The 23,499-nt window shown below is 69.9% G+C and carries 21 protein-coding genes; 7 read left to right on the top strand and 14 right to left on the bottom strand.

The window, feature by feature from the left end:
• Positions 1-247 precede the first annotated feature (247 nt).
• Positions 248-1,693 (bottom strand): MFS transporter, encoded by a 1,446-nt coding sequence (locus AC07FA_RS19185; protein ID WP_479076860.1) that lies wholly within the window; start codon positions 1,691-1,693, stop codon positions 248-250.
• Between the two features lie 332 nt (positions 1,694-2,025).
• Between AC07FA_RS19185 and AC07FA_RS19180 the strand changes: the two genes are divergently transcribed.
• Positions 2,026-4,083, top strand: coding sequence for a phosphocholine-specific phospholipase C (locus tag AC07FA_RS19180; RefSeq protein ID WP_479076859.1), 2,058 nt, complete (start codon positions 2,026-2,028; stop codon positions 4,081-4,083).
• A 117-nt stretch (positions 4,084-4,200) separates the two neighbouring features.
• Here the strand turns inward: AC07FA_RS19180 and AC07FA_RS19175 are convergent, their stop codons facing one another.
• Together AC07FA_RS19175 and AC07FA_RS19170 are read right to left on the bottom strand one after the other, a co-directional pair.
• Positions 4,201-4,404, bottom strand: a complete 204-nt coding sequence (locus AC07FA_RS19175) for a cold-shock protein (RefSeq protein ID WP_037908938.1) — start codon at positions 4,402-4,404, stop codon at positions 4,201-4,203.
• Positions 4,405-4,669: 265 nt separating this feature from the next.
• Positions 4,670-5,467 carry an inositol monophosphatase family protein gene (locus AC07FA_RS19170; RefSeq protein WP_479076858.1) on the bottom strand — a complete coding sequence of 266 codons (798 nt, stop codon included), beginning with the start codon at positions 5,465-5,467 and terminating at the stop codon, positions 4,670-4,672.
• A 127-nt stretch (positions 5,468-5,594) separates the two neighbouring features.
• On the opposite strand from AC07FA_RS19170, the gene AC07FA_RS19165 reads away from it, so the two are divergent.
• The 3 genes from AC07FA_RS19165 (at position 5,595) to AC07FA_RS19155 (ending at position 9,657) form a co-directional block, all read left to right on the top strand.
• A complete protein-coding gene (locus tag AC07FA_RS19165; protein ID WP_479076856.1) occupies positions 5,595-6,656 on the top strand; it encodes an ATP-binding protein in 1,062 nt (353 codons plus the stop codon).
• On the top strand, positions 6,653-8,488 hold the full coding sequence (locus AC07FA_RS19160) for a vWA domain-containing protein (protein ID WP_479076855.1): 1,836 nt from the start codon (positions 6,653-6,655) through the stop codon (positions 8,486-8,488). Before AC07FA_RS19165 ends, AC07FA_RS19160 begins: the two co-directional genes overlap by 4 nt.
• 110 nt (positions 8,489-8,598) lie before the next feature.
• A complete protein-coding gene (locus AC07FA_RS19155) occupies positions 8,599-9,657 on the top strand; it encodes a vWA domain-containing protein (RefSeq protein ID WP_479076854.1) in 1,059 nt (352 codons plus the stop codon).
• Here the strand turns inward: AC07FA_RS19155 and AC07FA_RS19150 are convergent.
• From AC07FA_RS19150 to AC07FA_RS19100, 11 genes are all read right to left on the bottom strand, one after another.
• Complete coding sequence (locus AC07FA_RS19150; protein ID WP_479076852.1) at positions 9,647-10,054, bottom strand: response regulator; 408 nt, start codon at positions 10,052-10,054, stop codon at positions 9,647-9,649. The genes AC07FA_RS19155 and AC07FA_RS19150 overlap by 11 nt on opposite strands.
• On the bottom strand, positions 10,051-11,145 hold the full coding sequence (locus AC07FA_RS19145; protein WP_479076851.1) for a sensor histidine kinase: 1,095 nt from the start codon (positions 11,143-11,145) through the stop codon (positions 10,051-10,053). Before AC07FA_RS19145 ends, AC07FA_RS19150 begins: the two co-directional genes overlap by 4 nt.
• Positions 11,142-11,798, bottom strand: a complete 657-nt coding sequence (locus AC07FA_RS19140) for a response regulator transcription factor (protein WP_479076850.1) — start codon at positions 11,796-11,798, stop codon at positions 11,142-11,144. The genes AC07FA_RS19145 and AC07FA_RS19140 overlap by 4 nt, the downstream gene beginning before the upstream one ends.
• Positions 11,799-11,830: 32 nt before the next feature.
• Positions 11,831-12,259, bottom strand: a complete 429-nt coding sequence (locus AC07FA_RS19135) for an STAS domain-containing protein (RefSeq protein WP_479076848.1) — start codon at positions 12,257-12,259, stop codon at positions 11,831-11,833.
• 339 nt (positions 12,260-12,598) lie between these two features.
• Entirely contained in the window at positions 12,599-13,093 is a 495-nt protein-coding gene (locus tag AC07FA_RS19130) for a hemerythrin domain-containing protein (RefSeq protein WP_479076847.1), read from the bottom strand.
• A gap of 90 nt (positions 13,094-13,183) precedes the next feature.
• Positions 13,184-14,713 (bottom strand): helix-turn-helix domain-containing protein, encoded by a 1,530-nt coding sequence (locus AC07FA_RS19125; RefSeq protein ID WP_479076846.1) that lies wholly within the window; start codon positions 14,711-14,713, stop codon positions 13,184-13,186.
• A 182-nt stretch (positions 14,714-14,895) separates the two neighbouring features.
• Positions 14,896-15,354, bottom strand: coding sequence for a pyridoxamine 5'-phosphate oxidase family protein (locus tag AC07FA_RS19120; RefSeq protein ID WP_479076845.1), 459 nt, complete (start codon positions 15,352-15,354; stop codon positions 14,896-14,898).
• A 93-nt stretch (positions 15,355-15,447) separates the two neighbouring features.
• Positions 15,448-16,074: a glyoxalase gene (locus AC07FA_RS19115; protein WP_479076844.1), complete on the bottom strand. Its 627-nt coding sequence runs from the start codon at positions 16,072-16,074 to the stop codon at positions 15,448-15,450.
• 5 nt (positions 16,075-16,079) lie between these two features.
• Positions 16,080-16,541: a helix-turn-helix transcriptional regulator gene (locus AC07FA_RS19110; RefSeq protein ID WP_479076843.1), complete on the bottom strand. Its 462-nt coding sequence runs from the start codon at positions 16,539-16,541 to the stop codon at positions 16,080-16,082.
• A gap of 199 nt (positions 16,542-16,740) precedes the next feature.
• Positions 16,741-17,151, bottom strand: a complete 411-nt coding sequence (locus tag AC07FA_RS19105; RefSeq protein WP_479076842.1) for a VOC family protein — start codon at positions 17,149-17,151, stop codon at positions 16,741-16,743.
• Between the two features lie 10 nt (positions 17,152-17,161).
• A complete protein-coding gene (locus tag AC07FA_RS19100; protein WP_479076841.1) occupies positions 17,162-17,989 on the bottom strand; it encodes a TioE family transcriptional regulator in 828 nt (275 codons plus the stop codon).
• Between the two features lie 69 nt (positions 17,990-18,058).
• On the opposite strand from AC07FA_RS19100, the gene AC07FA_RS19095 reads away from it, so the two are divergent.
• The 3 genes from AC07FA_RS19095 to acnA all read left to right on the top strand — a co-directional run bounded on the left by AC07FA_RS19095 (position 18,059) and on the right by acnA (position 23,455).
• A complete protein-coding gene (locus AC07FA_RS19095) occupies positions 18,059-19,261 on the top strand; it encodes an erythromycin esterase family protein (protein WP_479076840.1) in 1,203 nt (400 codons plus the stop codon).
• 172 nt (positions 19,262-19,433) lie between these two features.
• Positions 19,434-20,324 carry an aminoglycoside phosphotransferase family protein gene (locus tag AC07FA_RS19090; protein WP_479076839.1) on the top strand — a complete coding sequence of 297 codons (891 nt, stop codon included), beginning with the start codon at positions 19,434-19,436 and terminating at the stop codon, positions 20,322-20,324.
• A 416-nt stretch (positions 20,325-20,740) separates the two neighbouring features.
• On the top strand, positions 20,741-23,455 hold the full coding sequence (gene acnA, locus AC07FA_RS19085; protein ID WP_479076838.1) for an aconitate hydratase AcnA: 2,715 nt from the start codon (positions 20,741-20,743) through the stop codon (positions 23,453-23,455).
• Positions 23,456-23,499 lie beyond the last annotated feature (44 nt).

Genomic DNA, 23,499 nt, shown 5'->3' with positions numbered 1-23,499 from the left:
CACGCGTGACTCGCTCATAGGGCCATGTGGGGCACACTCGTTTGGCAGCCTGTTCTGACTGCCTGTCAGGAGTGAATTCGGGCCGTATGGAAGGCTGTACGCCTGGATTTCTCGCATTCGAGCGTGTGGCCGTCGAACAGGAATCCACTCCGGCCTGCCACGCTAATGGCCCTGGGGAAAACGGACGCAGGTCCGGCCCGCACCTGACTCGGTGCGGGCCGGACCTGCGTGACCGGAAGGGGAGGAGTTATGACGTGACCGGGGCGTCCTGTGCGCGGGGTGCGGAGTCCTGCCCGGCGTCCGCCGCGGACCTCCCGCCACCCCGCATCAGCACCAGGGTGAGCAGCGCGCCGGCCGTGGCGATCACCGCTGCGCCCGTGAAGGCGGAGCTGAACCCCTCGGTCAGGGCCGGCAGGTCTCCGAGGCTGCCCGCGCCCCGTGAGGTGGCCAGGGCGGTGAGCGCGGCGAGCCCGAGGGCCGAACCGACCTGGTAGGTCGTGTTGACGATGCCGGACGCGAGACCCGCCTGTTCCTGGGGCGCGCCGGACATGGCGGCCATCATGGCCGGGATGTAGGCGAGGGACATGCCGAGTGCGGCGACGAGCGAGGCGGGCAGGACGTCGACCAGGAAGGTGCCGGTCGGTTCGACGGCGGAGAGCCACAGCAGACCACCGGCGAGTACGAGGAGTCCGCCCGCGATGAGCGGCTTGGCGCCGAAGCGGCCGAGGAGACGTGCGGTGATCGCCGTCATGAAGATCATGAGGAGCACGGTCATGGGGAGCAGGGCCGCACCGCTGGCGAAGGCCCCGTAACCGAGCACCTGCTGAAGGTAGAGGTTGAGGAAGTACCACATCGGAATCCACGCGGCACCGAGCAGGGCCATGGCCACGTTGGCGGCACCGAGGCCGGGGACGCGCCAGATGCTCAGCGGCATCAGCGGCGTACCGGCGGAGCGCTGGATCAGCAGGAAGGCGGCCAGCAGCGCTGCTGCGCCCAGGAGCTGGAGCACGGTCCGGGTGCTGCCCCAGCCGGTTTCGGGGGCGCGGACCAGGGCGAAGACGGCGAGGGCGAGTCCTGCGGTGACGGCGGTCGCGCCGAGGACGTCGACGCCGCCGCGCCGGCCGCGGACGGCGGGCAGGAGGCCGGTGGCCAGCAGGGTGGCGACGCCGATCGGGATGTAGATGATGAACACCCAGGGCCAGCTGGCCCATTCGGTGAAGACGCCGCCGAGGAAGACACCGGCGGTGCCGCCGGCGGGGGCCGCGGCCCCGTAGAACGCGAGGGCCTTGCCGAGCTCCTTCGGGCTGTGCCCGAAGAGGATCATCAGCAGGGTCATCGAGGCGGGTGCGATGAGGGCGCCGCCGACGCCCTGCACGGCGCGGCCGACGATTTCGGTGGTGGCGTCGCCCGCCGCGGCGGCGACCACCGATCCGGCGATCAGGATCAGCCAACCGCCCGTGAAGACCTTGCGGGCGCCCAGGAGGTCGGAGAGCCGCCCGCCCAGGAGCAGCAGGCCGCCGAAGGCGATGACGTACGCGTTGAACACCCACTGCAGATCGCCCTGGGAGAAGCCCAGATCGCGCTGCATCTCGGGGAGGGCCACCCCGATGATCGAGGTGTCCATGATGACCATGAACTGGGCGGTGGCCAGCACGGCGAGTGCCCACCACCGCCGGGGGTCGACGGTTGACATGTCGCTGCTCCCTCTGTTGGTTCCATACCCCAGGGGGGTATGCGTGACTGTGAGGACATGTATACCCCCACCCCGTATACGTGGCAAGTGCTGGCGGGATTTCCCGGGCATGGACTTCCGGACCGGCCCCATGGACTCTTCGGAATCCATGGGCACCGGCGGGGGCGGGGCGCCTAGGCTGACGCACCGTCATGGAGCGGGCGGCCCCGGCCGTTCTTGCCGCATACGGCGCTTCGTGGCCCGGGTGACGCCCGGACGCCCCTTCAGCCAGCTGCCCTTGGAACCGCGCCAGAGAAGTCTCTGCCCCCGACTCCGGAGAGGTCCCCACCCGCATGCCTGAACTGAATCGCCGTCGTTTCCTGCAGATCGCGGGCGCGACCGCCGGCCTGTCGGCCCTGCAGGAGAGCATCGCCCGCGCCGCCTCGATCCCCGCCCGGCGGGTGGCCGGCACCCTGGCGGACGTCGAGCACATCGTCGTGCTGATGCAGGAGAACCGGTCCTTCGACCACTACTTCGGCTCGATGAGGGGCGTACGCGGATTCGGTGATCCGCGCCCCACGACGCTCCCGAGCGGGAAATCGGTCTGGCACCAGCCGGACGGCGCCAAGGACGTCCTGCCCTACCACCCGGACGCCGACGACCTCGGCATGCAGTTCATCGCCGGTCTCAACCACGACTGGGCAGGCGGGCACAGAGCCTTCAACAACGGCAGGTACGACCAGTGGATCCCCGCCAAGTCCGCGGGCACCATGGCGTATCTGACCCGGGAGGACATCCCGTTCCACTACGCGCTCGCCGACGCGTTCACGGTCTGCGACGCGTACCACTGCTCCTTCGTCGGAGCCACGGACCCCAACCGCTACTACATGCTGACGGGGCACACGGGCAACGACCGCAAGGGCGGCGGTCCCGTCCTCGGCAACGAGGAGGCCGGCTACGGCTGGACGACGTACCCCGAACGCCTGGAGCAGGCGGGGATCTCCTGGAAGGTGTACCAGGACATCGGCGACGGCCTGGACGCGGCCGGGTCCTGGGGCTGGATCAACGACGCGTACCGCGGCAACTACGGCGACAACTCGCTGCTGTACTTCGACAAGTACCGCAACGCCAGGCCCGGCGATCCGCTGTTCGACAAGGCCCGCACCGGCACGGACGTCTCGAAGGGCGACGGCCTCTTCGACGTCCTGCGGGCCGACATCGGCGCCGGAACACTGCCGCAGATCTCCTGGATCGCGGCGCCGGAAGCCTTCTCCGAACACCCGAACTGGCCTGCCAACTACGGTGCCTGGTACATATCCCAGGTCCTGGACGCACTGACCTCCGATCCGGAGGTGTGGAGCAGGACGGCCCTCTTCGTCACCTACGACGAGAACGACGGCTACTTCGATCACCTGGTCCCGCCGTACCCGCCGTCCTCCGCGGCCCAGGGGCTCTCCACCGTGAGCACCGCCCTCGACCTCTTCCCGGGCGACTCGCGGTACGCCGCCGGTGTCTACGGCCTGGGCCAGCGGGTCCCGATGATCGCCGTCTCGCCCTGGAGCACGGGCGGTTACGTGTGTTCGGAGGTCTTCGACCACACGTCGATCCTCCGGTTCATGGAGCGCCGCTTCGGGGTGAGCGAACCGAACATCTCGCCGTGGCGGCGTGCCGTCTGCGGCGACCTCACCTCGGTCTTCGACTTCGGCCTCAAGGACACGACGCCGGCCTCGCTCCCCGGCACCGACGGCTACCGGCCGCCGGACGGCGACCGGCACCCCAGCTACGTACCGAAGCCGCCCGCGGTCGGTACCCTGCCCGTCCAGGAACCGGGCTCACGCCCCTCCAGGCCGCTGCCGTACACCCTGGTGACCGATGGCACGGCGACCCCCGCGACGGGCCGGTTCACGCTGTCCTTCGGCTCCGGCGCGCAGGCCGGCGCGTGCTTCCACGTCACCGCCCCGAACCGCACCGACGGGCCGTGGACGTACACCGTCGAGCGCGGTAAGACGCTCACCGACACCTGGAACACGAGCTACTCGAAGGGCGTGTACGACCTCTGGGTGTACGGCCCCAACGGCTTCCTGCGCACCTTCCGCGGACCTGGCACGACCGCGGGCCCGGAAGTGACCGCCCGCCACGACAACGTCGCGGGAACGGTGGTGCTGACGATGAAGAACCCGGGCGCCACCGACGTGAACCTCACCCTGGGCAACGCCTACGGAGGCGCCTCGCAGACGTTCAAGGTGGTCAGGGGCGCCACGGTGAACCACACGGTCGACCTGCGGGCGAGCGCGCGCTGGTACGACCTGACCGTCGTCTCCGACGGGAACACCACCTTCAGGCGGCGGTTCGCCGGGCACGTGGAGACGGGCGCCCCCGGCATCAGCGACCCGGCGATCATCACGGGCTGAACGGCTGAACGGCTGAACGACTGACCGGCTGAACGACTGACGGCTGAATGGCTGAATGGCTGAACGAGCGAGCGGGCCCCGCCGGCTGGTGTGCGGGGCCCGCTCCGATTCCGGGCGTCAGGCGGGGGTGATGTTCTCCGCCTGCGGGCCCTTCTGGCCCTGGGTGACGTCGAAGTTCACCTTCTGGCCTTCCTGGAGCTCGCGGAAGCCCTGGGCGGCGATGTTGGAGTAGTGGGCGAACACGTCCGGGCCACCGCCGTCCTGCTCGATGAAACCGAAGCCCTTTTCCGCGTTGAACCACTTCACGGTTCCACTGGCCATTTTTGTCCTCCAAGCAGACACAGAAATCGGCGCCCGCACCGTACGGGCACCGGAGGTGATCGCCATGGTCCTCGGAGACACTGAACAGCACGACGCCCGCGAACTCTCGTCCACGGGCCGATCCTTCCGAACCACGACAGCTGGAGCCGACGCTACACAGCCTCCGCGGTCCACGCCACGAACGACGCCCCGACCGGTGGCGCCAGTCACCTGCCAGGCCCAAAGGAAGTCGCCGCCCCCGGCCGGGAGCGGCACACGAACACCGTCACGCGGGGTTCCTGATCAGCGACATCAGCAGCCCGTGGGTTTCCGCGTCGGCGGCCACGACGAGCCCGCGGCCCGCCTGCCCGAGCGGGCCGCCGTCGATCCCGGTGACCACGCAGCCGGCCGCCCGGCACAGAGCGATCCCGGCGGCGAAGTGCACGCTTCCTGACAGGTCGCCGCCATCGGTGACGTACGCGGCGCGCCTGCCCGCCGCCACCCAGGCCAGCGCCAGCGTCGTGGACACGACGCGCGGCCGGAACGCCTCCACGAACCCCGGGTGGCCCAGCAGTCCGACGGCCCGGAAGCCCGGAGCGTTCGGGAACGGCGGGTCCAGGTTGACGTCCACCAGACGGGTGGCGGACGTGGGCACCAGCGGCGTATTTGCCCCGTCGTGGCGCACCAGGGCGCTCTCGCCGTCGGTGAAGAACACGTCCCCGCCGAACGGGTCGGCCACGGCCGCCGCCCCGTCGCGCAGCGCCACGTTGACGGCGACCAGCATGTTGCCGACGGCGTAGTTCAGCGTGCCGCACAGGGGGTCGACCAGCCACTGGCGCACCGCGTCGGCGGAGCCCTGCTGCCCGCCCTCCTCGCCGAGCACCGCGTCATCGGGCCGGGCGGCACGGATGACGCCGAGGATCGCCTCCTCGGCCCCGACGTCGGCGGCGGTGGCGAAGTCCCCGGCCCCCTTGTCGATACGGGCGAGCCGGCGCCCGTACATCCCGTGCACCACGTCCGCGCCGGCGCGCGCGGCGGCTATCGCCACCTCGGAATCGTCAAGGCCCGCATACGAGTTGATCACGCCGCACAGCGTATCGGCGCGTACGGACTCCTCAGGAGCGGCCGGACCGATATTCGGCTGCGGCGGGCCGCGGGGCCTCACATACTGGGCGAGCTCGCCCTCCCAAGCCCCGAAGGAGCCTCCCCGCGTGCAGGCTGCCGTCACCGTCACTCCCGCCCAGATCCCCGAACTGCTGCTCGGGCTCGCCACCGTGCGGCCCGTGTTCCTGTGGGGAGCGCCAGGGATCGGCAAGTCGTCGCTCGTGCGGAGGTTCGCGGACTCGCTGGGACTGGAGTGCGTCAGTCTCCTCGGGACGCAGCTCGCGCCCGAGGACCTGATCGGTGTGCCACAGATCCGTGACGGACGTTCCGTGTTCTGCCCGCCGGAGATCATCGCGCGCGACGAGCCGTACTGCCTGTTCCTCGACGAGCTCAACGCCGCGACCCCCGATGTCCAGAAGGCCTTCTACTCACTGATCCTGGACCGGCGGATCGGGTCCTACGAGCTGCCCGCCGGCTCGATCGTCATCGGAGCCGGCAACCGCGCCACCGACAACGCGCTGGCACGGCCCATCGCCTCCGCCCTGGTCAACCGGCTCACCCACGTCCATCTGCGGGCCTCGGCGGCTGACTGGCTCGTATGGGCGGGGGAGAACGGCATCCACCCCTGGGTGACGGACTACCTCGTCGACCGCCCCGACCACCTGTGGTCGCAGCCGCCCAAGACCGAGGAGCCGTTCTCCACGCCCCGCTCCTGGCACATGCTCTCCGACGCCCTGCACTCCTTCGGGCCGGGCATCGACGAGGAGACGCTGAAGGTGATCGTGCACGGCACGCTGACACCCGCACACGCCGTCTCCTTCTGCGGCTACGCGAAGATCGTGCGCCATACCTTCGGTATCGAGGCGATCCTCAAGGGCGACGCCTCCTGGCCCGCCCGGCTGGAGGACCGCGACCTCCTCTACTACCTGGCCGAGGCGTTCCGCGGACGGCTGGTGAAGGAGCTGCCGCGGCAGAAGGAGCACGTCTCGCCCGCGATGCGGCAGACCTCCTACCGGGCCAAGTCGCTGCTCGTACAGCTCGCCGAGATCTCGGTCGAGGTCGCGCAGACCGTCATCGCGGACGACGCCGACGGTCACCCGGTGCTGCCCGCCTGGTTCCTCGTCGAGGCGGCACGCGACATGCCGAGGCTGGTCGAGGCCCGGCGATGAACGCCACGGCCGGCGGGGCGAACGGCAAGGGCGGGAGAAAGCACAAGGGGGGCGCGTCCGACCCGGCCACCGAGGCCTTCGCGGCGGGACTCGCGATGGTCAAGCGGAACCCGGCCTTCGCCGCTCTCGAAGCGTCCGTCTGCAGACAGGCAAGGTGTGCCTCGACCCCGGCCGGGGGACTGGCGGCCGTCACCTCCGACGGCACCATCCACGTGCATCCCACCAAACGGGCGGACCCCGCCGAGTGGGCCTGGGTCCTGGCCCACTGCCTGCTGCATCTGGGCTTCGGGCACGTACCGGCCGCCACGGACGACCCGCGCGAGCAGCCCGACCGCTTCGACCTCGCCGCCCGCTGCACGGTCGTCAACCGCTTCCTGCTCACCTTCCGGGCAGGCCGGCCCCCCGGCCACCTGCCGGAGTCGTACCCCGGTGGCGACGAGGCACAGCTCGCCGCCCGCTGGCGCCGCGACGGCATCCCCGCCGCCTATGAACTCTGCGGCACCGCGGGCGGGCACCCGGACCAGGTCCTCACGACGTGGCGGGTGTGGAACACCTCTGTCCCGGACTGGGAGACCGCCTTCGCGCACGCCCTCACCCGGAGCATCTCCACCGCCATGGACGTGGCGGGCGGACGCCTCGACCGCGACACCGGGGAGCGCGCGCCGCAGCGCGCCTGGAACCGGGCCATGAACTGGTTCGTCTCCTCGTACCCGCTGCTCGGCGGACTCGCCGCGGGCCTCACCGTCGTGGCCGATGCCGAACTGGCCCGTGCCCAGGGCATCGCGATCGCCGCCGTGAGCTCCGCCGCGGGCGAGATCTACATCAACCCGCTGCGCACGTTCACCGACGAGGAATGGCGCTTCGTCCTGGCCCACGAGATGCTGCACGCCGCGCTGCGCCACGGCGAACGCAGCGGCGGCCGTGATCCGCTCCTCTTCAACGTCGCGGCCGACTACGTCGTCAACGACTGGCTCGTCCAGATGCGCGTCGGCGACATGCCCGAGGGGCTGCTGTACGACCCGGACCTGCGGGACCTGTCCGCCGAGGAGGTGTACGACCGCATCGTGGTCGACCTGCGCCGTCAGCGGCGGCTCGCGACACTGCGCGGAAAGGGCGCCGGCGACATCCTCGGCGAGGCGCTGCCGCACGCGGAAGCCCGCCCCTACACCGACCTCGACGAGTTCTACCGGCGCGGTCTGGCCCAGGGTTTCGATCTGCATCAGTACGGCCGGCGCGGCCTCCTGCCGGCCGGGCTGATCCAGGAGATCCGGGCGCTGGCCCACCCGCCGGTGCCGTGGGACGCGAGGCTCGCCCGCTGGTTCGACGAGTACGTCCCCCGACCGGAACCCGTACGGTCCTACGCCCGCCCCGCACGACGGCAGGCGTCGACCCCCGGCATCCCGCGCGCGGGCCGGTACTTCCCTCCTCAGGAGACGGCCCGCTGCACCTTCGGAGTCGTGCTCGACACCTCCGGCTCGATGGACAGCGGCCTCCTCGGCAAGGCTCTGGGCGCCATCGCCTCGTACGCGCAGGCGCGCGACGTCCCCGCGGCGCGCGTGGTCTTCTGCGACGCGGCCCCGTACGACGCAGGCTATCTGCCGTCGGCCGAGATCGCGGGCCGGGTCCGGGTGCGTGGCCGGGGCGGCACCGAACTGCAGCCGGGCGTCGACCTGTTGCAGAGGGCCGACGACTTCCCGCCCGCCGCCCCGGTACTCGTCATCACCGACGGCTGGTGCGACACGCTGCGCATCCAGCGCGAGCACGCCTTCCTGATTCCCGAGGGAGCCTCGCTGCCGTTCACTCCGCGAGGCCCGGTGTTCCGGCTGCGCTGAGGGGCCCGGTGCCGTGGGCAGGGCGGCTGATCGTCCGTCACGCTCCACTGTCAGTGCCTCCCCATAGTGTGAGGTCATCACTCGGGGAGCCCTGAAAGGGGATCAGAAGCATGTCCACCAACAAGATCAACCACAAGGTGAATCACGTCGCGCTGGTAGTGGACTGTTCAGGTTCCATGCATCAGCACCAGGGTCAGCTCATCCGCGTGGTGGACGAGTTCGTGGCCGGCCTGAAGGCGGAGTCGGACAGCCTCGGCCACGAGACCCGGATCAGCCTCTACTCCTTCGACCACAAGGTGGAGAACCTCGTCTGGGACATGGACGTGAAGCATCTGCCGTCCATGCGGGGGCTGTACAAGGTCAAGAACGGCGCCACGGCCCTCATCGAGGCCTCTCTGAAGTCCCTGGACGACCTGGGCCACATCTGGGAGGAGTACGGCGAGCACAGCTTCCTGCAGATCGTGGTGACGGACGGCGAGGAGAACGCCTCCGGCGGCGACCGGCGGCACGACGGCGACATGGCCGTCCTCGGCCCCTGGCTCGACAGGATCGCGGCGAAGATGGGCACGCTTCCGGGCCACTGGACCTCCGCGATCCTCGTTCCGAACTCCCTGGCCAAGCGAACCGCCCAGAACTACGGCTTCCCCGCCGGGAACATCGCCATCTGGGACGCGGATTCCCAGGAGGGCGTCGAGGAGGCGATCGGCACCGTGCGCGCCGCCGCCACCAGCTTCCTCCGGGGCCGCGAGCAGGGCGTGCGCGGCACGAAGAACCTGTTCGCCGTCGGCCAGGGCATATCGGTCGACGAGGTACGGGCGAACCTCGAACCGATCTCGGCCGACAGGTACCGGCTCCTGAAGGTCGACAAGGAGGCGGAGATCCGTGCCTTCGTCGATTCGCATCCGGGCGTGACGTACGAACGCGGCTCGTGCTACTACCAGCTGGGCACCCGGGTCCAGGTCCAGCCCGACAAGGAGGTCATCGTGGTCGAGAAGGACACCGACCGCGCCTACACGGGCGACGCGGCGCGCAGCCTTCTCTTCGGTACGGGTATCCAGGGGACCGTCTCCGTGAAGGCGGGGAACAATCCCAAGCTGGAGGTATACGTGCAGAGCCGCTCGGTGAACCGGAAGCTCAAGGCGAAGACGCGCCTGCTCATCATGGTCTGAGGCCTTCCGCCGCCCGGCGCAGAGCCGCGAGGAGTTCCCGATTGCTCACACCCTTGAGCACGTACTCGGAAACGCCGGCGCTCAGCATCTGCTCGACCGAACCCTTGTCGTCGTAGGCGGAGAACGCCACGATGCGGCTGGCCGGTGAACACCGTGTGATGTCCCTGGCGACGGAGGGGCCGCCGCCGGGGAAGCGGACGTCCAGGATCACGAGGTCCGGTTGATGACGGTCAGCGAGCCCAAGCGCCTGCTCGCCGTTGCACGCGGTGCCCACGACCTTCAGATCGGGCTGCGCCCCTACGACCTCGTTCAGGGTCTCCAGCAGCATCACGTTGTCATCACACAGGATCACGCTGAACGGTGCGCCGGGGGCGCTGTCCGGTCTCGCCGCGGTCACGCCGCGTCGTCCGTCGGCGTCGGAACCGGAAGCGGATTCGGCACCCAGAACTCGACTGTCGTCCCCGTTCCGGGCCGGCTGTGCATGGACCACCAGCCTCCCGCCGTCTCGGCTCTCTCCCGCATCTCGATGACCCCGAAATGATCGCGGGTGCCGTCCTGGGACATCGGCGCGCCGGTTCCGTCGTCCACGACACGCGTCACGATGCCCCTGTCGGCCGACGCGACACGGACGTCGACCTTGCTCGCACGCGCGTGCTTGTGCACGTTCAGCAGTGCTTCCTGGACGATGCGGAAGATGGTGATGGCCGTCTCGGGCGTGGGTGCTCGGTCCAGCTGGTGTTCGAACGAGTAGGCCATCCCCCAGGAGGAGCCCACGACGTCGTCCAAGTGACTGGAAAGCGCTTCGACGAGGCCATGCCTGTCGATCCCCGGCGGATGCAGCCGGAAGGTCAGACTGCGCAGGCGGCCGATGGCCTCGCGCACCGATGCGTCGAGACGCCGCAGTTCCGCGGCATGCGCCTCCGGCACGCGCTCCGCCAGCAGTTCCAGCCGCATGCCGACGGCGACCATGGCCTGGATGGAGTCGTCGTGGACATCCCACGCGATGCGGCGTCGTTCCGTCTCCTGCGCCTGGACCAGGTGATCGAACAACCGCCGTCGCTCGATGAGGGCGTCCTCCGCCGCCCGCCGTTCGGACATGTCACGGGTGACCTTGCCGAATCCCTGCAGTACGCCTTCGTCGTCCCACAAGGCGGTGATGACCACGTTCGCCCAGAAACGGGAGCCGTCCTTGCGGACGCGCCAGCCCTCGTCCTCCAGTCTGCCTTCGGCCACGGCGGTCTCCAGCTCCCACTGCGGCTTGCCCGACGACTTGTCCTCGGGCGGGTAGAAGACCGAGAAGTGCCGTCCGAGGATGTCCGCGGCACTGTAGCCCTTGATCCGCTGCGCCCCTGCGTTCCAACTGATGATGTAGCCCTGCGGGTCGAGCATGAAGATGCCGTAGTCCAGCACCCCCTGAACCAGCAGGGTGAAGGCCGCCTCCGACAAGGGGGCCGCCTGCTTCCGCACCTGCGTATGCTCCTCTGTCACTTCAGGAGCCCTTCACGTCGCGCGATGGTCACGGCTTCCAGCTGGGAACGCGCTCCCAGTTTCTCCAGCACCCGCTGGACGTGGTTGCGCCCCGTGTTGAGGGCGACCCCCAGCTGTTCGCTGATCTCCGCGGTGGTGCGGCCTTCCCCCAGGAGATGAAGGGCTTCGCGCTCCCGCGGAGTCAGATTCGCGCCGAGCCCCGGCACTCTGCCGGTCAGCCGTTCCAGCACGTCGCCCAGCAGGTCCTGGCTGAACACCACCTCACCCGCTGCCACCCGACGAACAGCGTCCTCCAGTTCGCTCAGACCGCGGGCCTTCAGGATCAGACCGGCTCCGCCCAACTCCGCGACGCGCGCGGCCACCGACCCGCTGCCCTCGCCCGCCAGGACCAGGACGCGCGCATCCGGCACGAGTGCCAGGAGATCGGCGATGGCGGTGACCCCGTCACCGTCCGGCAGGCGCCGGTCCATCAGTACGACGTCCGGCTCGCATCGCCTCGCGTCGGCCAGTGCCGACGCCACCGACGCCGCGCGCGCCACGATCTGCAGATCGGGCGAGCGCTCCAGGGCGAGGCATATCGCCTCAGCCACCATGTCGTGGTCCTCGACCAGCAGAATCCTGACCGGTCGGCTGCGCGGGGAAGGTGAAGGCATCGGTGCATCCTTGCAGGTGGCGGACCGCATGATCATGCCAGAAGGTCCCGGCGTCGTGACTCCACGGTGGCCGCCGTTTCCGCGTCACGGCGAGTCGTGGCCGTTTCCGAGGCGCGGCGCGCCGGCCCCGCGTTCGCGGGCTCGTTCCTCTCGGTGAGGATGCCGTCGGCCTCGATGAGGGAGAGCAACCGTGCCAACTGGGGTCCGATTCCTTCCACGACAAGATCCGCGCCTGCCCGGAGAACGCACATCCGTGCCGTGAGCAAGGCGCTCAGGCCGACGCAGTCGCAGAAGGAGACCCCGGTCAGATCGAGGCAGAGACTCGTCGGCCGCTTGGCCAGACATGCCGTTACCGCCTCCCGGACGTGGAAGGCGGTGTCCAGGTCGAGTTCGCCGGCGAGCGTCACTCGCGCGGCGCCCGAATGCACCACGGCATGCGACGTGAACGGATAAACGGTCACAGCGTCCCGCACCTCTCCGTGCTCTCGTGCTGCGCGTATCTGCGCAGAGCGGTCCCACGGGCCCTTCCTGCGGAGGGGCCACTTGTCGTCAGCTGCCGCATCACTACCTCATAGTGCGAGGACATCAGTGCCGATCTAGTGAATCTGCACTAGGCGCGGAAGTCAACACGCGCAGACGGAGGTTGACGGCGGCGGACAGCAAGGGGAAGCGCGGACAGGAAGCGGGGGCGCCCCGGCGGGCCCCGCGGGCCGGCCCGGTGCACCGCCGGGGGCCGGGGCGTCAGCAGGCGGGCACCCATCCGGCCTGTCCGGATGGGTGCCCGCGTACCGCTGTGAGGTTCAGTGCGCCCGGACGACCGCGCGGACGCTGTCGATGTTCCCGCAGTCGGCCTTCAGGTGCTTGGCCCGGTCGTGGAGGAAGGCCGCGCCGAGTTCGGCGCGGCGCTCGTCCGGCACGTTCTCCCGGGCTCCGTTGAGGATCGTGCGCTCCTCCTCATCGAGGTGGTGGGTCACGGCTTTCGCGAGCTCCTCCAGCTTCTCGTCCCACTCGTCGGAGCCGACCTCCTCCACTTCCATCAGGGCGAGGAGCGCCTCGTTGCCCTCGTGGTGCTCCTCTTCCCCATGCTCGACTTCCTCGTTGTCCACGTTCCGGAACCGCTTGAGTGCGGGGTAGACCTCGCCCTCCTCGGCCTCTCCGTGGGCGACCAGGAGCGCGGCAAAGTCCTTCAGAGCCGCCCCTCGGTCCTCCTCGACACTCCGCATTCGCCGCAGCAGTTCCTCCATGGTGCGATGGTCCTCGAGAATCACGGCCACCACGTCACGCGCTTCGGACACCACAACAAGCTCCTTTACTCGGCCAGTGCTCCCGCTGCTACCCCCGGGAGGGGCGAACAAGCGAGGACGGGCCACGTCGGCATGCCTCGGTCAGATGTCGCGGAAGATCTCGATCTGTGCCCCCACCGAGTTGAGACGCTCCGCAAGGTCCTCGTAACCACGGTTGATCACGTAGACGTTGCGCAGGACCGACGTGCCCTCGGCCGCCATCATCGCGAGCAGGACCACCACCGCCGGGCGCAGTGCGGGCGGGCACATCATCTCGGCGGCGCGCCAGCGGGTCGGGCCCTCCACCAGGACCCGGTGCGGGTCGAGGAGCTGGAGCCTGCCGCCGAGGCGGTTGAGGTCGGTGAGGTAGATCGCCCGGTTGTCGTAGACCCAGTCGTGGATCAGGGTCTGGCCGTGTGCGGAGGCCGCGATGGCGGCGAAGAACGGCACGTTGTCGATGTTGAGGCCGGGGAACGGCATCGGGTGGATCTTGTCGATCGGCGCCTCCAGCTTGGAGGGCCGGACGGTCAGGTCCACCAGCCGGGTGCGGCCGTTGTCGGCGGCGTACTCCGTCGTACGGTCGCAGTCGACGCCCATCTCCTCAAGGACCGCGAGCTCGATCTCCAGGAACTCGATCGGGACCCGGCGGATCGTCAGCTCGGACTCCGTCACGACCGCGGCGGCCAGCAGGCTCATCGCCTCGACCGGGTCCTCGGACGGGAAGTAGTCGACGTCCACGTCGATCTGCGGTACACCGTGCACGGTCAGCGTCGTCGTGCCGATGCCCTCGACCTTGACGCCCAGCGCCTCAAGGAAGAAGCAGAGATCCTGGACCATGTAGTTGGAGGACGCGTTGCGGATGATCGTCGTCCCGTCGTGCCGGGCGGCGGCCAGTAGCGCGTTCTCGGTCACCGTGTCGCCGCGCTCGGTCAGCACGATGGGGCGGCCGGGGGTGATCGAGTGGTCGACCTGCGCGTGGTAGAGCCCGTCCGTCGCGGCGATCTCCAGACCGAACCGGCGCAGCGCGATCATGTGGGGCTCGATGGTCCGCGTACCGAGGTCGCAGCCGCCCGCGTACGGCAGGGTGAACTGGTCGACCCGGTGCAGCAGCGGGCCGAGGAACATGATGATGGACCGGGTCCGGCGCGCGGCGTCGGCGTCGATGGACGCGAGGTCGAGCTGGGCGGGCGGGACGATCTCCAGGTCCACCCCGTCGTTGATCCAGCGGGTGCGGACCCCGATGGAGTTCAGCACCTCCAGCAGCCGGAAGACCTCTTCGATGCGCGCCACCCGGCGCAGCACCGTACGGCCCTTGTTGAGGAGCGTGGCGCAGAGCAGCGCGACACACGCGTTCTTGCTCGTCTTGACGTCGATGGAGCCGGAGAGCCGACGGCCGCCCACCACTCGGAGGTGCATGGGCCCGGCGTAGCCGAGCGACACGATCTCGCTGTCGAGCGCCTCGCCGATGCGGGCGATCATCTCAAGGCTGATGTTCTGGTTGCCGCGCTCGATCCGGTTGACCGCGCTCTGGCTCGTGCCGAGCGCGTCGGCGAGCTGTGTCTGTGTCCAGCCCCTGTGCTGGCGGGCGTCACGGATGAGCTTGCCGATGCGTACGAGGTAGTCGTCTTCCATGCCCGCACGCTATCTCAGATATGAGATGAAGATCGCGGTGGGGGCGGGGTGTCGCGCACCACCGGTCGCTGCCCGGCGGTGGTCGTACCTCCTATGAAGGGTCCGTCGGGCCCGGTGAACCCGCACGCCGGATGCGCCCGTACGGGTGGCGGCGGTAGCGAAGGCGGTAGTGGCGGCGGCGGTCAGCCGAGCCAGTGGCCGTCGCGCATGAGGTCGCGTCCCCGCAGCTCGTTCGCCTCACGCCAGGCCTGGATGCGCCGCGGCCGGATCGCGAAGTACTGGTAGGCCTGGACGTCGGGTTCGCGCGGGTCGAAACCGGTCTTGGCCGCGAACGCGTCGCCCGTCCCGGGAGCGAGGTCGTCGAGGTCCACCGGCTCGGCGGTGCCGTCGACGATCACGACATCGCGGGTCGGTCCGAGGCTGAGCCGCACCCGTCCGTCCGCCAGCAGATTGCGGCCGGTGACCGAGGCGCGCGGCGTCGAGACGAGGAACGTGTTCCCGTCCCAGAGGTACGAGAGCGGGACGAGGTGAACCCCGCCCGGCGAGCCCGACGTCGCGACCCACAGGTCGATGTCGCTCTCCAGCCGCGCCCGAGTGTCGCGCAGCCTCTCCTCAAGTCCCCGCGGCGGTACGTCCGTCATGCTTCCTCCGGTTCACTTCGTGGCGGAGCCCCTCGTTCCGGGAGGGGCGCCGTCCGGTTGTCGCTCGGTTCACTCGGGCCGCGGGCCGGCACCTCAGACCGCGGTGGCCGACGATACGGCTTCCCAGGCGAACCCGTCCGGGTCCGTGAAGGCCTCTCCGTCGCCGACGACGGCGATCCGGTGTGATCCCGTGCCGTCGGGCGAGACGCCGACGTCCTTGGCCAGGGCGCGGTGCCGGTACAGCGCCAGTTTGACGGGGCCCGACCCGGCGGCGAACTGCGCGTACGTCCGGCCGAAGCTCTTCTCGACGGCAAGGCCCTGGCCGACGTAGAACTTCCTGCTCGCGGCCACGTCCGCGACTCCGAGCAGGAGCACGATGTCGTCGATCTGCCGGCTGGCGGGGCCGGTGTTCTTCTTGGCCGAGGTCGCGACCTTCCAGATCGTCCCGTCCGGGGCCTGTACGGCACCGCCGTAACCCCAGAGCGACTTCGACGCGGGCTTCACCGTCGTGGCCCCGGCGCCGAGGGCGGCGTCGATGAGACTGTCGACGTCGGCCGGCTGGGACACCGTGAGCGACAGCGTGAATCCACGGAAGCCGGTGGTGGGTGCCTCCGAGGCCCGCAGACGGATCTGCGTGTCCAGGCCGAAGGCGGTGGCGTAGAAGTGGGCGGCGGCCGCGGGGTCGGCCACGTCGAGGGTGATGTGTGCGATCGATGTCATGGTCATCACGCTAGTTGTGGCTCGGCGGCGGGCGCTTCTTGATTCCTGACCGGTCCTGTCCCCTGCTCGGCCGCGTACGGCGGCACCCCCGCGGCGCCCGTCGCGCGGCGCCGGTAGGCGCTGGGCGACATGCCGACCAGCTCGGTGAAGCGGGTGCTGAAGATGCCCGGGGACGCGCAGCCGACCGTGGAGCGGACGTCGCTGACGCTGAGGTCGCCGCGACGCAGGAGCGCTGTGGCGACCTCGATGCGACGCGCCATCAGGTACGCGTACGGCGAAGCGCCGTAGGCCAGCCGGAACCGGCGGCTGAGGTGCCCGGCGGACATGTTCGCGTCGCGGGCGAGCGCCTCGACGTTCAGCGGCCGCGCGTGCTCCCGGTCGATCTGGTCGCGGACGCGGCGCAGTCGCGCGAGTTCGTTCAGACGCTGCGCCGCGGCGCGTGCGCGGCCCCATGCGGGGTGGCACATGACAGGACTCCACTTCGTTGATGTCCGTGAGCGCCTGGGTCGCATGCCGAGGTGCCGGGCAGGGCGCTCTATGGCGAAGACCGGCTCGTCGGAGTCGAGGAGCCGGTCGCAACAGCGACAGCGGCCCGGAGGCGGGCCGCCGCATCACGCGCAGACGGTCACCGTCCGGCCGTCGGGTCCGGACCGGTGACCGGAGGACTCAGCGAAGCTCCTGAATGCGGATCAGGTTGCCCGCGGGGTCGCGGAAGGCGCAGTCACGGATCCCGTACGGCTGCTCGGTCGGCTCCTGGACGACTTCGGCGTCCCCGGCCTGCACCTTCTCGAAGGTGCCGTCGAGGTCCGGGGTGGCCAGCAGGATCCAGCCGTAGGTGCCCTTGGCCATCATCTCGACGATGGTGCGGCGCTCGTCCTCGGTGATGCCGGGGTCGGCGGCCGGCGGAGCCAGGAGGATGGACGTGCCGGGCTGGCCGACGGGCCCCACCGTGATCCAGCGCATCTTGCCCTGGCCGACGTCGCTGCGGACCTCGAAACCGAGGATGTCGCGGTAGAAGGCGAGGGACGCGTCCGGGTCGTCGTGCGGGAGCGCGCTCGTGTGAATGGTGATGTCCATGACGATCATGCTAGGACGGGCCTGGTGACCCCGCTTCTCGATTCCTGACCGATCCACCACCTGATTCCCGGGGCCCGCGCTCGCGGAGGTACGCGTCCAGCTCGGCGGCCCCGGTCAGCATGGCCCGCCCGCGGGCGGACAGCCGGGCGCGCCAGTCGCTCAGGGCGGCCTCCAGCGGCTCCAGCCCGCCGGCCGCCCGCACCTGGGCGATCAGCGGGGCGATCTGCTCCAGCAGGTAGCCGCCCCGCCTGAGTTGGTGGGCCAGCCGGGCGTCCCGTACGTCGGCCTCGTCGTAGACGCGGTACCCGGTCCGCGGGTCGCGGCGCGGGCGCACCAGCCCGGCGCGCTCCCATGCACGCAGCGTCGCGGGCCGGATGCCGAGCTTCCCCGCCAGCGGCCCGATGAACGTGCCGCCGGCCCCGGACCCCGCGCCGGCCCCGGACACCACGGCCGGCTCGGTCCCCGCGCCAGGCCCGGGCGCCGTGATGGGTTCCAGGTCGCGCAGGGCGCTCTCCACGGCCTGGACGGTCCGGCGGTCGTCGAGGAGCTGGGCGTGGCTCTCGTCGATGAGGCGGAACGCCTCCTCGGCCGCACCCTGGTTCACGGCCCGCATGACCGACGTCGCCGTCCGGTGGCCGTGGCCGGGCAGCAGGGCAAGGAACGCGCGCAGGGCCCCCGCGTGCAGCGAGGTATAGGTGCGGTAGCCGTGGGGTGTGCGGTCGGCGGCCGGAAGGATGCCGGCCTCCTCGTAGTTCCGGATCGCCTGCGTGGACAGACCGTGCGCGCGCGCCAGATCGACTGGCCTGAGCCGCTCACCACTTTTAAGGTTTTGTCCCATGGTCCTGCCGATGCGCTGCCGATATCGCGGAAAAGTTTCAACCGAAGGTTCAACGATAGCGTTGAAGGCATGGCTACTGACATCCAGGACACCGTCCATGCCGTCGAGGCCGCCGCCGTCATGGCGCTGCTTCCGGCCCGGCCTCGGCTGCTCGCCCTGGGCGAGCCCACCCACGGCGAGGACGCCCTGCTCGACCTGCGCAACGAGCTGTTCCGGCAGCTCGTCGAGGAGGAGGGCTACGGGACGATCGCGATCGAGAGCGACTGCATGATGGGCCTGGTCGTGGACGACTACGTCACCTCGGGAACCGGCACGCTCGACGAGGTCATGGAGCACGGATTCAGCCACGGCTGGGGCGCCTCCGCGGCCAACCGCGAGCTCGTGCGCTGGATGCGCGCCCACAACGCCGGCCGGCCCGCGTCCGAGCGGCTCCGCTTCGCAGGCTGCGACGGCCCGCTGGAGATCACCGGCGCCGCGAGCCCCCGCCAGGCCCTCACCGCACTCCACGGCTACCTCGCGGCCCGGACGGACGCGGACCTGCTCCCCTGCACCGGGGAAACGCTCGACCAGTTGCTCGGCGCCGACGACCGGTGGACGGAGCCCGCCGCGATGAGGGACCCGGCCCGGTCCGTGGGGCAGTCGGCCGAGGCCGGCCGGCTGCGGCTGCTCGCCGACGATCTGGTGGCCCTGCTCGACGCGCAGACGCCGCACCTGATCGCGGCGACCTCGCGGGACGACTGGGACCGGGCGTGCCTGTACGGGCGCACCGCGACCGGCCTGCTGCGCTACCACCACTGGATGGCCGACACCTCACCGGCCCGTCTGACCCGGCTGGTGGGCGTGCGGGACCAGATGATGGCCCACAACCTCCTCGCCGCCGCCGACCGGGGCCCGGCACTCGTCCACGCCCACAACTCCCATCTCCAGCGGGAGAAGAGCACGATACGCATGGGCGGGATGCCGCTGGAGTGGTGGAGCGCCGGCGCGCTGGTGAGCGCCCGGCTCGGCGAGGAGTACGCCTTCGTGGCCACGGCCCTCGGCACGATCCGGCACCAGGGAGTGGACACGCCCCCGCCGGACACCGTCGAAGGACTCCTGTACGCGCTCCCGCAGGACCGCAGCGTCATCGACGCCCGGCGGCTGGCCACCACCCTCGGCGACGCGCGCCCCGCGCCCCGCGAGTCCCCCTGGTTCGGTTACGCCCCGCTCGACCCGGCCCACCTGGCGGACAGCGACGGGATCGTGTTCGTCAAGGACGTCCCCCGGCGCTAGCGCTGTGACCGCTTACGGTCACCCGGGTCGCCACGACCTGTCACCTGGGTGGCCGAAAAAAATCTCAGTTGATCTGGAGCCTGGCGTCCGAATAACTGGCTGTCGTCCCAGTTGATCTGGACTGCTTCCGTCGTTTCGAACTGGACTAGCCGAAGGGCCTGCGAGATTGACCATGCACGATGACCAAGCGGACGTGACCACCGCCATCGTTGCGGCCTTGATCCAAGAACAGTTCCCTCAGTGGAGCGGCAAGGCGATCCGACTCCAGCCGTCGACCGGGACGGTCCACGCCATCTTCCGCGTCGGGGACGACCTCTCCGCGCGCTTCCCGCTGCGTCTGGCCGATGCCGAGGAGACGCTGGCGGTTCTGGAACGGGAGGCCCGGGCGAGCGCGGAGCTGGCACAGGTGTCCCGGTTTCCCGTTCCGGAACCCATCGCCCTGGGAAAACCTGGAGCGGGTTACCCCATGCCGTGGTCGGTCCAGACATGGCTGCCGGGAACGGTCGCCTTCGATGCCGACCCGAGCGGGTCGGACGCTTTCGCCGAGGACCTCGCGGCCTTCATCGCAGCCCTGCGGGACGCCGAGACGCGGGGGCGGCGTTTCAGCGGCGAGAACCGTGGCGGCGTTCTCGCTCACCACGACGACTGGATGGCGAAGTGCTTCGAGGAGAGCAGGGGGCTGCTCGACGTGCCCAGGCTGCGCCACGTGTGGGGGCACCTCCGGGAGTTGCCACGCACGGCTGCCGACGTGATGAGCCATGGTGACCTGATTCCCGGCAACGTACTGGTCGCGGGTGGCCGGCTCGGCGGCGTACTCGACACCGGCGGCTTCGGCCCGGCCGACCCCGCGCTGGATCTGGTCAGCGCCTGGCACCTGTTGCAGCCGGGCCCACGGGAAGTGCTCCGGCAGACACTGGCCTGCGACGATCTGGAGTGGGAGCGAGGCAAGGCATGGGCCTTCGAACAGGCGATGGGTCTTGTCTGGTACTACGTCGAGAGCAATCCGACGATGAGCGGAATGGGGCGCCGGACACTCGACCGCATTCTGGAGTCGACGACGTGATGTCGCCCCGGGCGCAGGCCGTGACGGAGACGGTCGCTGCATCCACGTACGACAGCCCGGCGTACGGCTCCGCGAGACCCGCCCGACCGGTAAGGCCGCCCAGCGCCCCCCCCGTACGTCCCCTCGCACGACCAGGTTCGCCGGCAAAGAAGCCGGAACGACTGGGTTCGCTGTCGAACGCCTCGATTGGAGGACAGCGGTCAGCGGCGCCCGGGCATGACCGCGCGGCGGCGATGTACTAGAGTTATCTCGACATCGAGATATCTGCCGAGGCGTACCGCAGCCGCCGCTCGGTAAGGGTTACCTAACTAATCCTTACCTTAGCGGATGGTGGGAGCCGTAGGCGGCACCACGCGGCGCCGGCCGCCAATGAGGCGCGGCGCGGTAGTACGCGCACATTGAAGAAGGAGACTGTCGTGTCGGCGAACAGCTTCGACGCCCGCAGCACGCTGCGCGTGGGCGACGAGTCGTACGAGATCTTCAAGCTGGACAAGGTCGAGGGCTCCGCGCGCCTCCCTTACAGCCTGAAGGTGCTGCTGGAGAACCTGCTCCGCACCGAGGACGGCGCGAACATCACCGCCGACCACATCCGGGCGCTGGGCGGATGGGACTCGCAGGCCCAGCCCAGCCAGGAGATCCAGTTCACGCCGGCCCGCGTGATCATGCAGGACTTCACCGGCGTCCCCTGCGTCGTGGACCTCGCGACCATGCGTGAGGCCGTGAAGGAGCTGGGCGGCGACCCGGCGAAGATCAACCCGCTGGCCCCGGCCGAGCTGGTCATCGACCACTCCGTCATCGCCGACAAGTTCGGCACCAACGACGCGTTCGCGCAGAACGTCGAGCTGGAGTACGGCCGTAACAAGGAGCGCTACCAGTTCCTGCGCTGGGGCCAGACCGCCTTCGACGAGTTCAAGGTCGTCCCCCCGGGCACCGGCATCGTCCACCAGGTCAACATCGAGCACCTGGCCCGTACGGTCATGGTCCGGGGCGGCCAGGCGTACCCCGACACCCTCGTCGGCACCGACTCGCACACCACGATGGTCAACGGCCTCGGCGTGCTGGGCTGGGGCGTCGGCGGCATCGAGGCCGAGGCCGCGATGCTCGGCCAGCCGGTCTCCATGCTCATCCCGCGCGTCGTCGGCTTCAAGCTGACCGGCGAGCTCCCGGCCGGCACCACCGCCACCGACCTCGTGCTGACCATCACCGAGATGCTCCGCAAGCACGGCGTCGTCGGCAAGTTCGTCGAGTTCTACGGTGAGGGCGTCGCCGCCACCTCCCTCGCGAACCGCGCCACCATCGGCAACATGTCGCCGGAGTTCGGCTCCACCGCCGCGATCTTCCCGATCGACGACGAGACGCTGAAGTACCTCCGTCTGACCGGCCGCGACGCCAAGCAGGTCGCGCTCGTCGAGGCGTACGCCAAGGAGCAGGGCCTCTGGCTGGACCCGGCCGCCGAGCCGGACTTCTCCGAGAAGCTGGAGCTCGACCTCTCCACGGTCGTCCCCTCCATCGCCGGCCCGAAGCGCCCGCAGGACCGCATCGTCCTCGCGAACGCCAAGGCGCAGTTCGCCCAGGACGTACGCAACTACGTCACGGACGACGAAGAGGCGGGCAAGGAGTCCTTCCCGGCCTCCGACTCCCCGGCCACGACCAACGGCGTCCCGTCGAACCCGGTCACCGTGACCGCCCCCGACGGCACGACGTACGAGCTCGACCACGGCGCCGTCACCGTCGCCGCGATCACCTCGTGCACCAACACCTCGAACCCGTACGTCATGGTCGCCGCCGCGCTCGTCGCGAAGAAGGCCGTGGAGAAGGGCCTGACCCGCAAGCCGTGGGTCAAGACCACCCTCGCCCCGGGCTCGAAGGTCGTCACCGACTACTTCGACAAGGCGGGCCTGACCCCGTACCTCGACAAGGTCGGCTTCAACCTCGTCGGCTACGGCTGCACCACCTGCATCGGCAACTCCGGCCCGCTGCCGGACGAGGTCTCCAAGGCGGTCAACGACCACGACCTGGCCGTGACCTCGGTGCTCTCCGGCAACCGTAACTTCGAGGGCCGGATCAACCCCGACGTCAAGATGAACTACCTCGCGTCCCCGCCGCTGGTCGTCGCGTACGCCCTCGCCGGTTCGATGAAGGTCGACATCACCAAGGACGCCCTCGGCGTCGACCAGGACGGCAAGCCCGTCTACCTCCAGGACATCTGGCCCTCCGAGGCCGAGGTCAACGAGGTCGTGGCGAACGCCATCGGCGAGGACATGTTCAACAAGTCCTACCAGGACGTCTTCGCGGGCGACGCCCAGTGGCAGGCCCTCTCCATCCCCGAAGGCAACACCTTCGAGTGGGACCCGCAGTCCACCTACGTGCGTAAGCCCCCGTACTTCGAGGGCATGCAGATGGAGACCACCCCGGTCACCGACATCTCCGGCGCCCGCGTGCTGGCGAAGCTGGGCGACTCGGTCACCACCGACCACATCTCCCCGGCCGGTGCGATCAAGGCCGACACCCCGGCCGGCAAGTACCTCAGCGAGCACGGCATCGAGCGTCGCGACTTCAACTCCTACGGCTCGCGCCGTGGCAACCACGAGGTCATGATCCGCGGCACGTTCGCCAACATCCGCCTGCGCAACCAGATCGCGCCGGGCACCGAGGGCGGCTTCACCCGCGACTTCACGCAGGCGGACGGCCCCGTGTCGTTCATCTACGACGCCTCGCAGAACTACCAGGCGGCGGGCGTCCCGCTGACCATCCTCGCGGGCAAGGAGTACGGCTCCGGCTCGTCCCGCGACTGGGCGGCCAAGGGCACCGCGCTCCTGGGCGTCAAGGCCGTCATCGCCGAGTCCTACGAGCGCATCCACCGCTCGAACCTCATCGGCATGGGCGTCCTGCCCCTCCAGTTCCCGGAGGGCCAGACGGCCGCGTCCCTCGGCCTGACCGGCGAGGAGACCTTCTCCTTCACCGGCGTGACCGAGCTGAACAACGGCACGACCCCGCGTACGGTCAAGGTCACCACCGACACCGGTGTGGAGTTCGACGGCGTCGTCCGCATCGACACCCCCGGCGAGGCGGACTACTACCGCAACGGCGGCATCCTGCAGTACGTGCTCCGCAGCCTGATCCGCAAGTAGAGCGCACCGCACACCACTGAGGGCCGCACCCCGTCGTACGGGGT

It is taken from the genome of Streptomyces sp. NPDC045968, from assembly GCF_056430475.1.
The sequence above is the reverse complement of the archived record's forward strand: the minus strand, read 5'-3'. Positions and strand labels throughout refer to the sequence as shown.

Coding starts and splice junctions, on each gene's coding strand:
- AC07FA_RS19175 (WP_037908938.1), bottom strand. CDS start 4,404: ATGGCCAGTGGAACCGTGAAGTGGTTCAACGCGGAAAAGGGCTTCGGT.
- AC07FA_RS19105 (WP_479076842.1), bottom strand. CDS start 17,151: ATGGACATCACCATTCACACGAGCGCGCTCCCGCACGACGACCCGGAC.
- AC07FA_RS19095 (WP_479076840.1), top strand. CDS start 18,059: ATGGCTACTGACATCCAGGACACCGTCCATGCCGTCGAGGCCGCCGCC.
- AC07FA_RS19090 (WP_479076839.1), top strand. CDS start 19,434: ATGCACGATGACCAAGCGGACGTGACCACCGCCATCGTTGCGGCCTTG.
- AC07FA_RS19140 (WP_479076850.1), bottom strand. CDS start 11,798: ATGCCTTCACCTTCCCCGCGCAGCCGACCGGTCAGGATTCTGCTGGTC.
- AC07FA_RS19125 (WP_479076846.1), bottom strand. CDS start 14,713: ATGGAAGACGACTACCTCGTACGCATCGGCAAGCTCATCCGTGACGCC.
- AC07FA_RS19100 (WP_479076841.1), bottom strand. CDS start 17,989: ATGGGACAAAACCTTAAAAGTGGTGAGCGGCTCAGGCCAGTCGATCTG.
- AC07FA_RS19120 (WP_479076845.1), bottom strand. CDS start 15,354: ATGACGGACGTACCGCCGCGGGGACTTGAGGAGAGGCTGCGCGACACT.
- AC07FA_RS19110 (WP_479076843.1), bottom strand. CDS start 16,541: ATGTGCCACCCCGCATGGGGCCGCGCACGCGCCGCGGCGCAGCGTCTG.
- AC07FA_RS19180 (WP_479076859.1), top strand. CDS start 2,026: ATGCCTGAACTGAATCGCCGTCGTTTCCTGCAGATCGCGGGCGCGACC.
- AC07FA_RS19160 (WP_479076855.1), top strand. CDS start 6,653: ATGAACGCCACGGCCGGCGGGGCGAACGGCAAGGGCGGGAGAAAGCAC.
- AC07FA_RS19155 (WP_479076854.1), top strand. CDS start 8,599: ATGTCCACCAACAAGATCAACCACAAGGTGAATCACGTCGCGCTGGTA.
- AC07FA_RS19115 (WP_479076844.1), bottom strand. CDS start 16,074: ATGACATCGATCGCACACATCACCCTCGACGTGGCCGACCCCGCGGCC.
- AC07FA_RS19185 (WP_479076860.1), bottom strand. CDS start 1,693: ATGTCAACCGTCGACCCCCGGCGGTGGTGGGCACTCGCCGTGCTGGCC.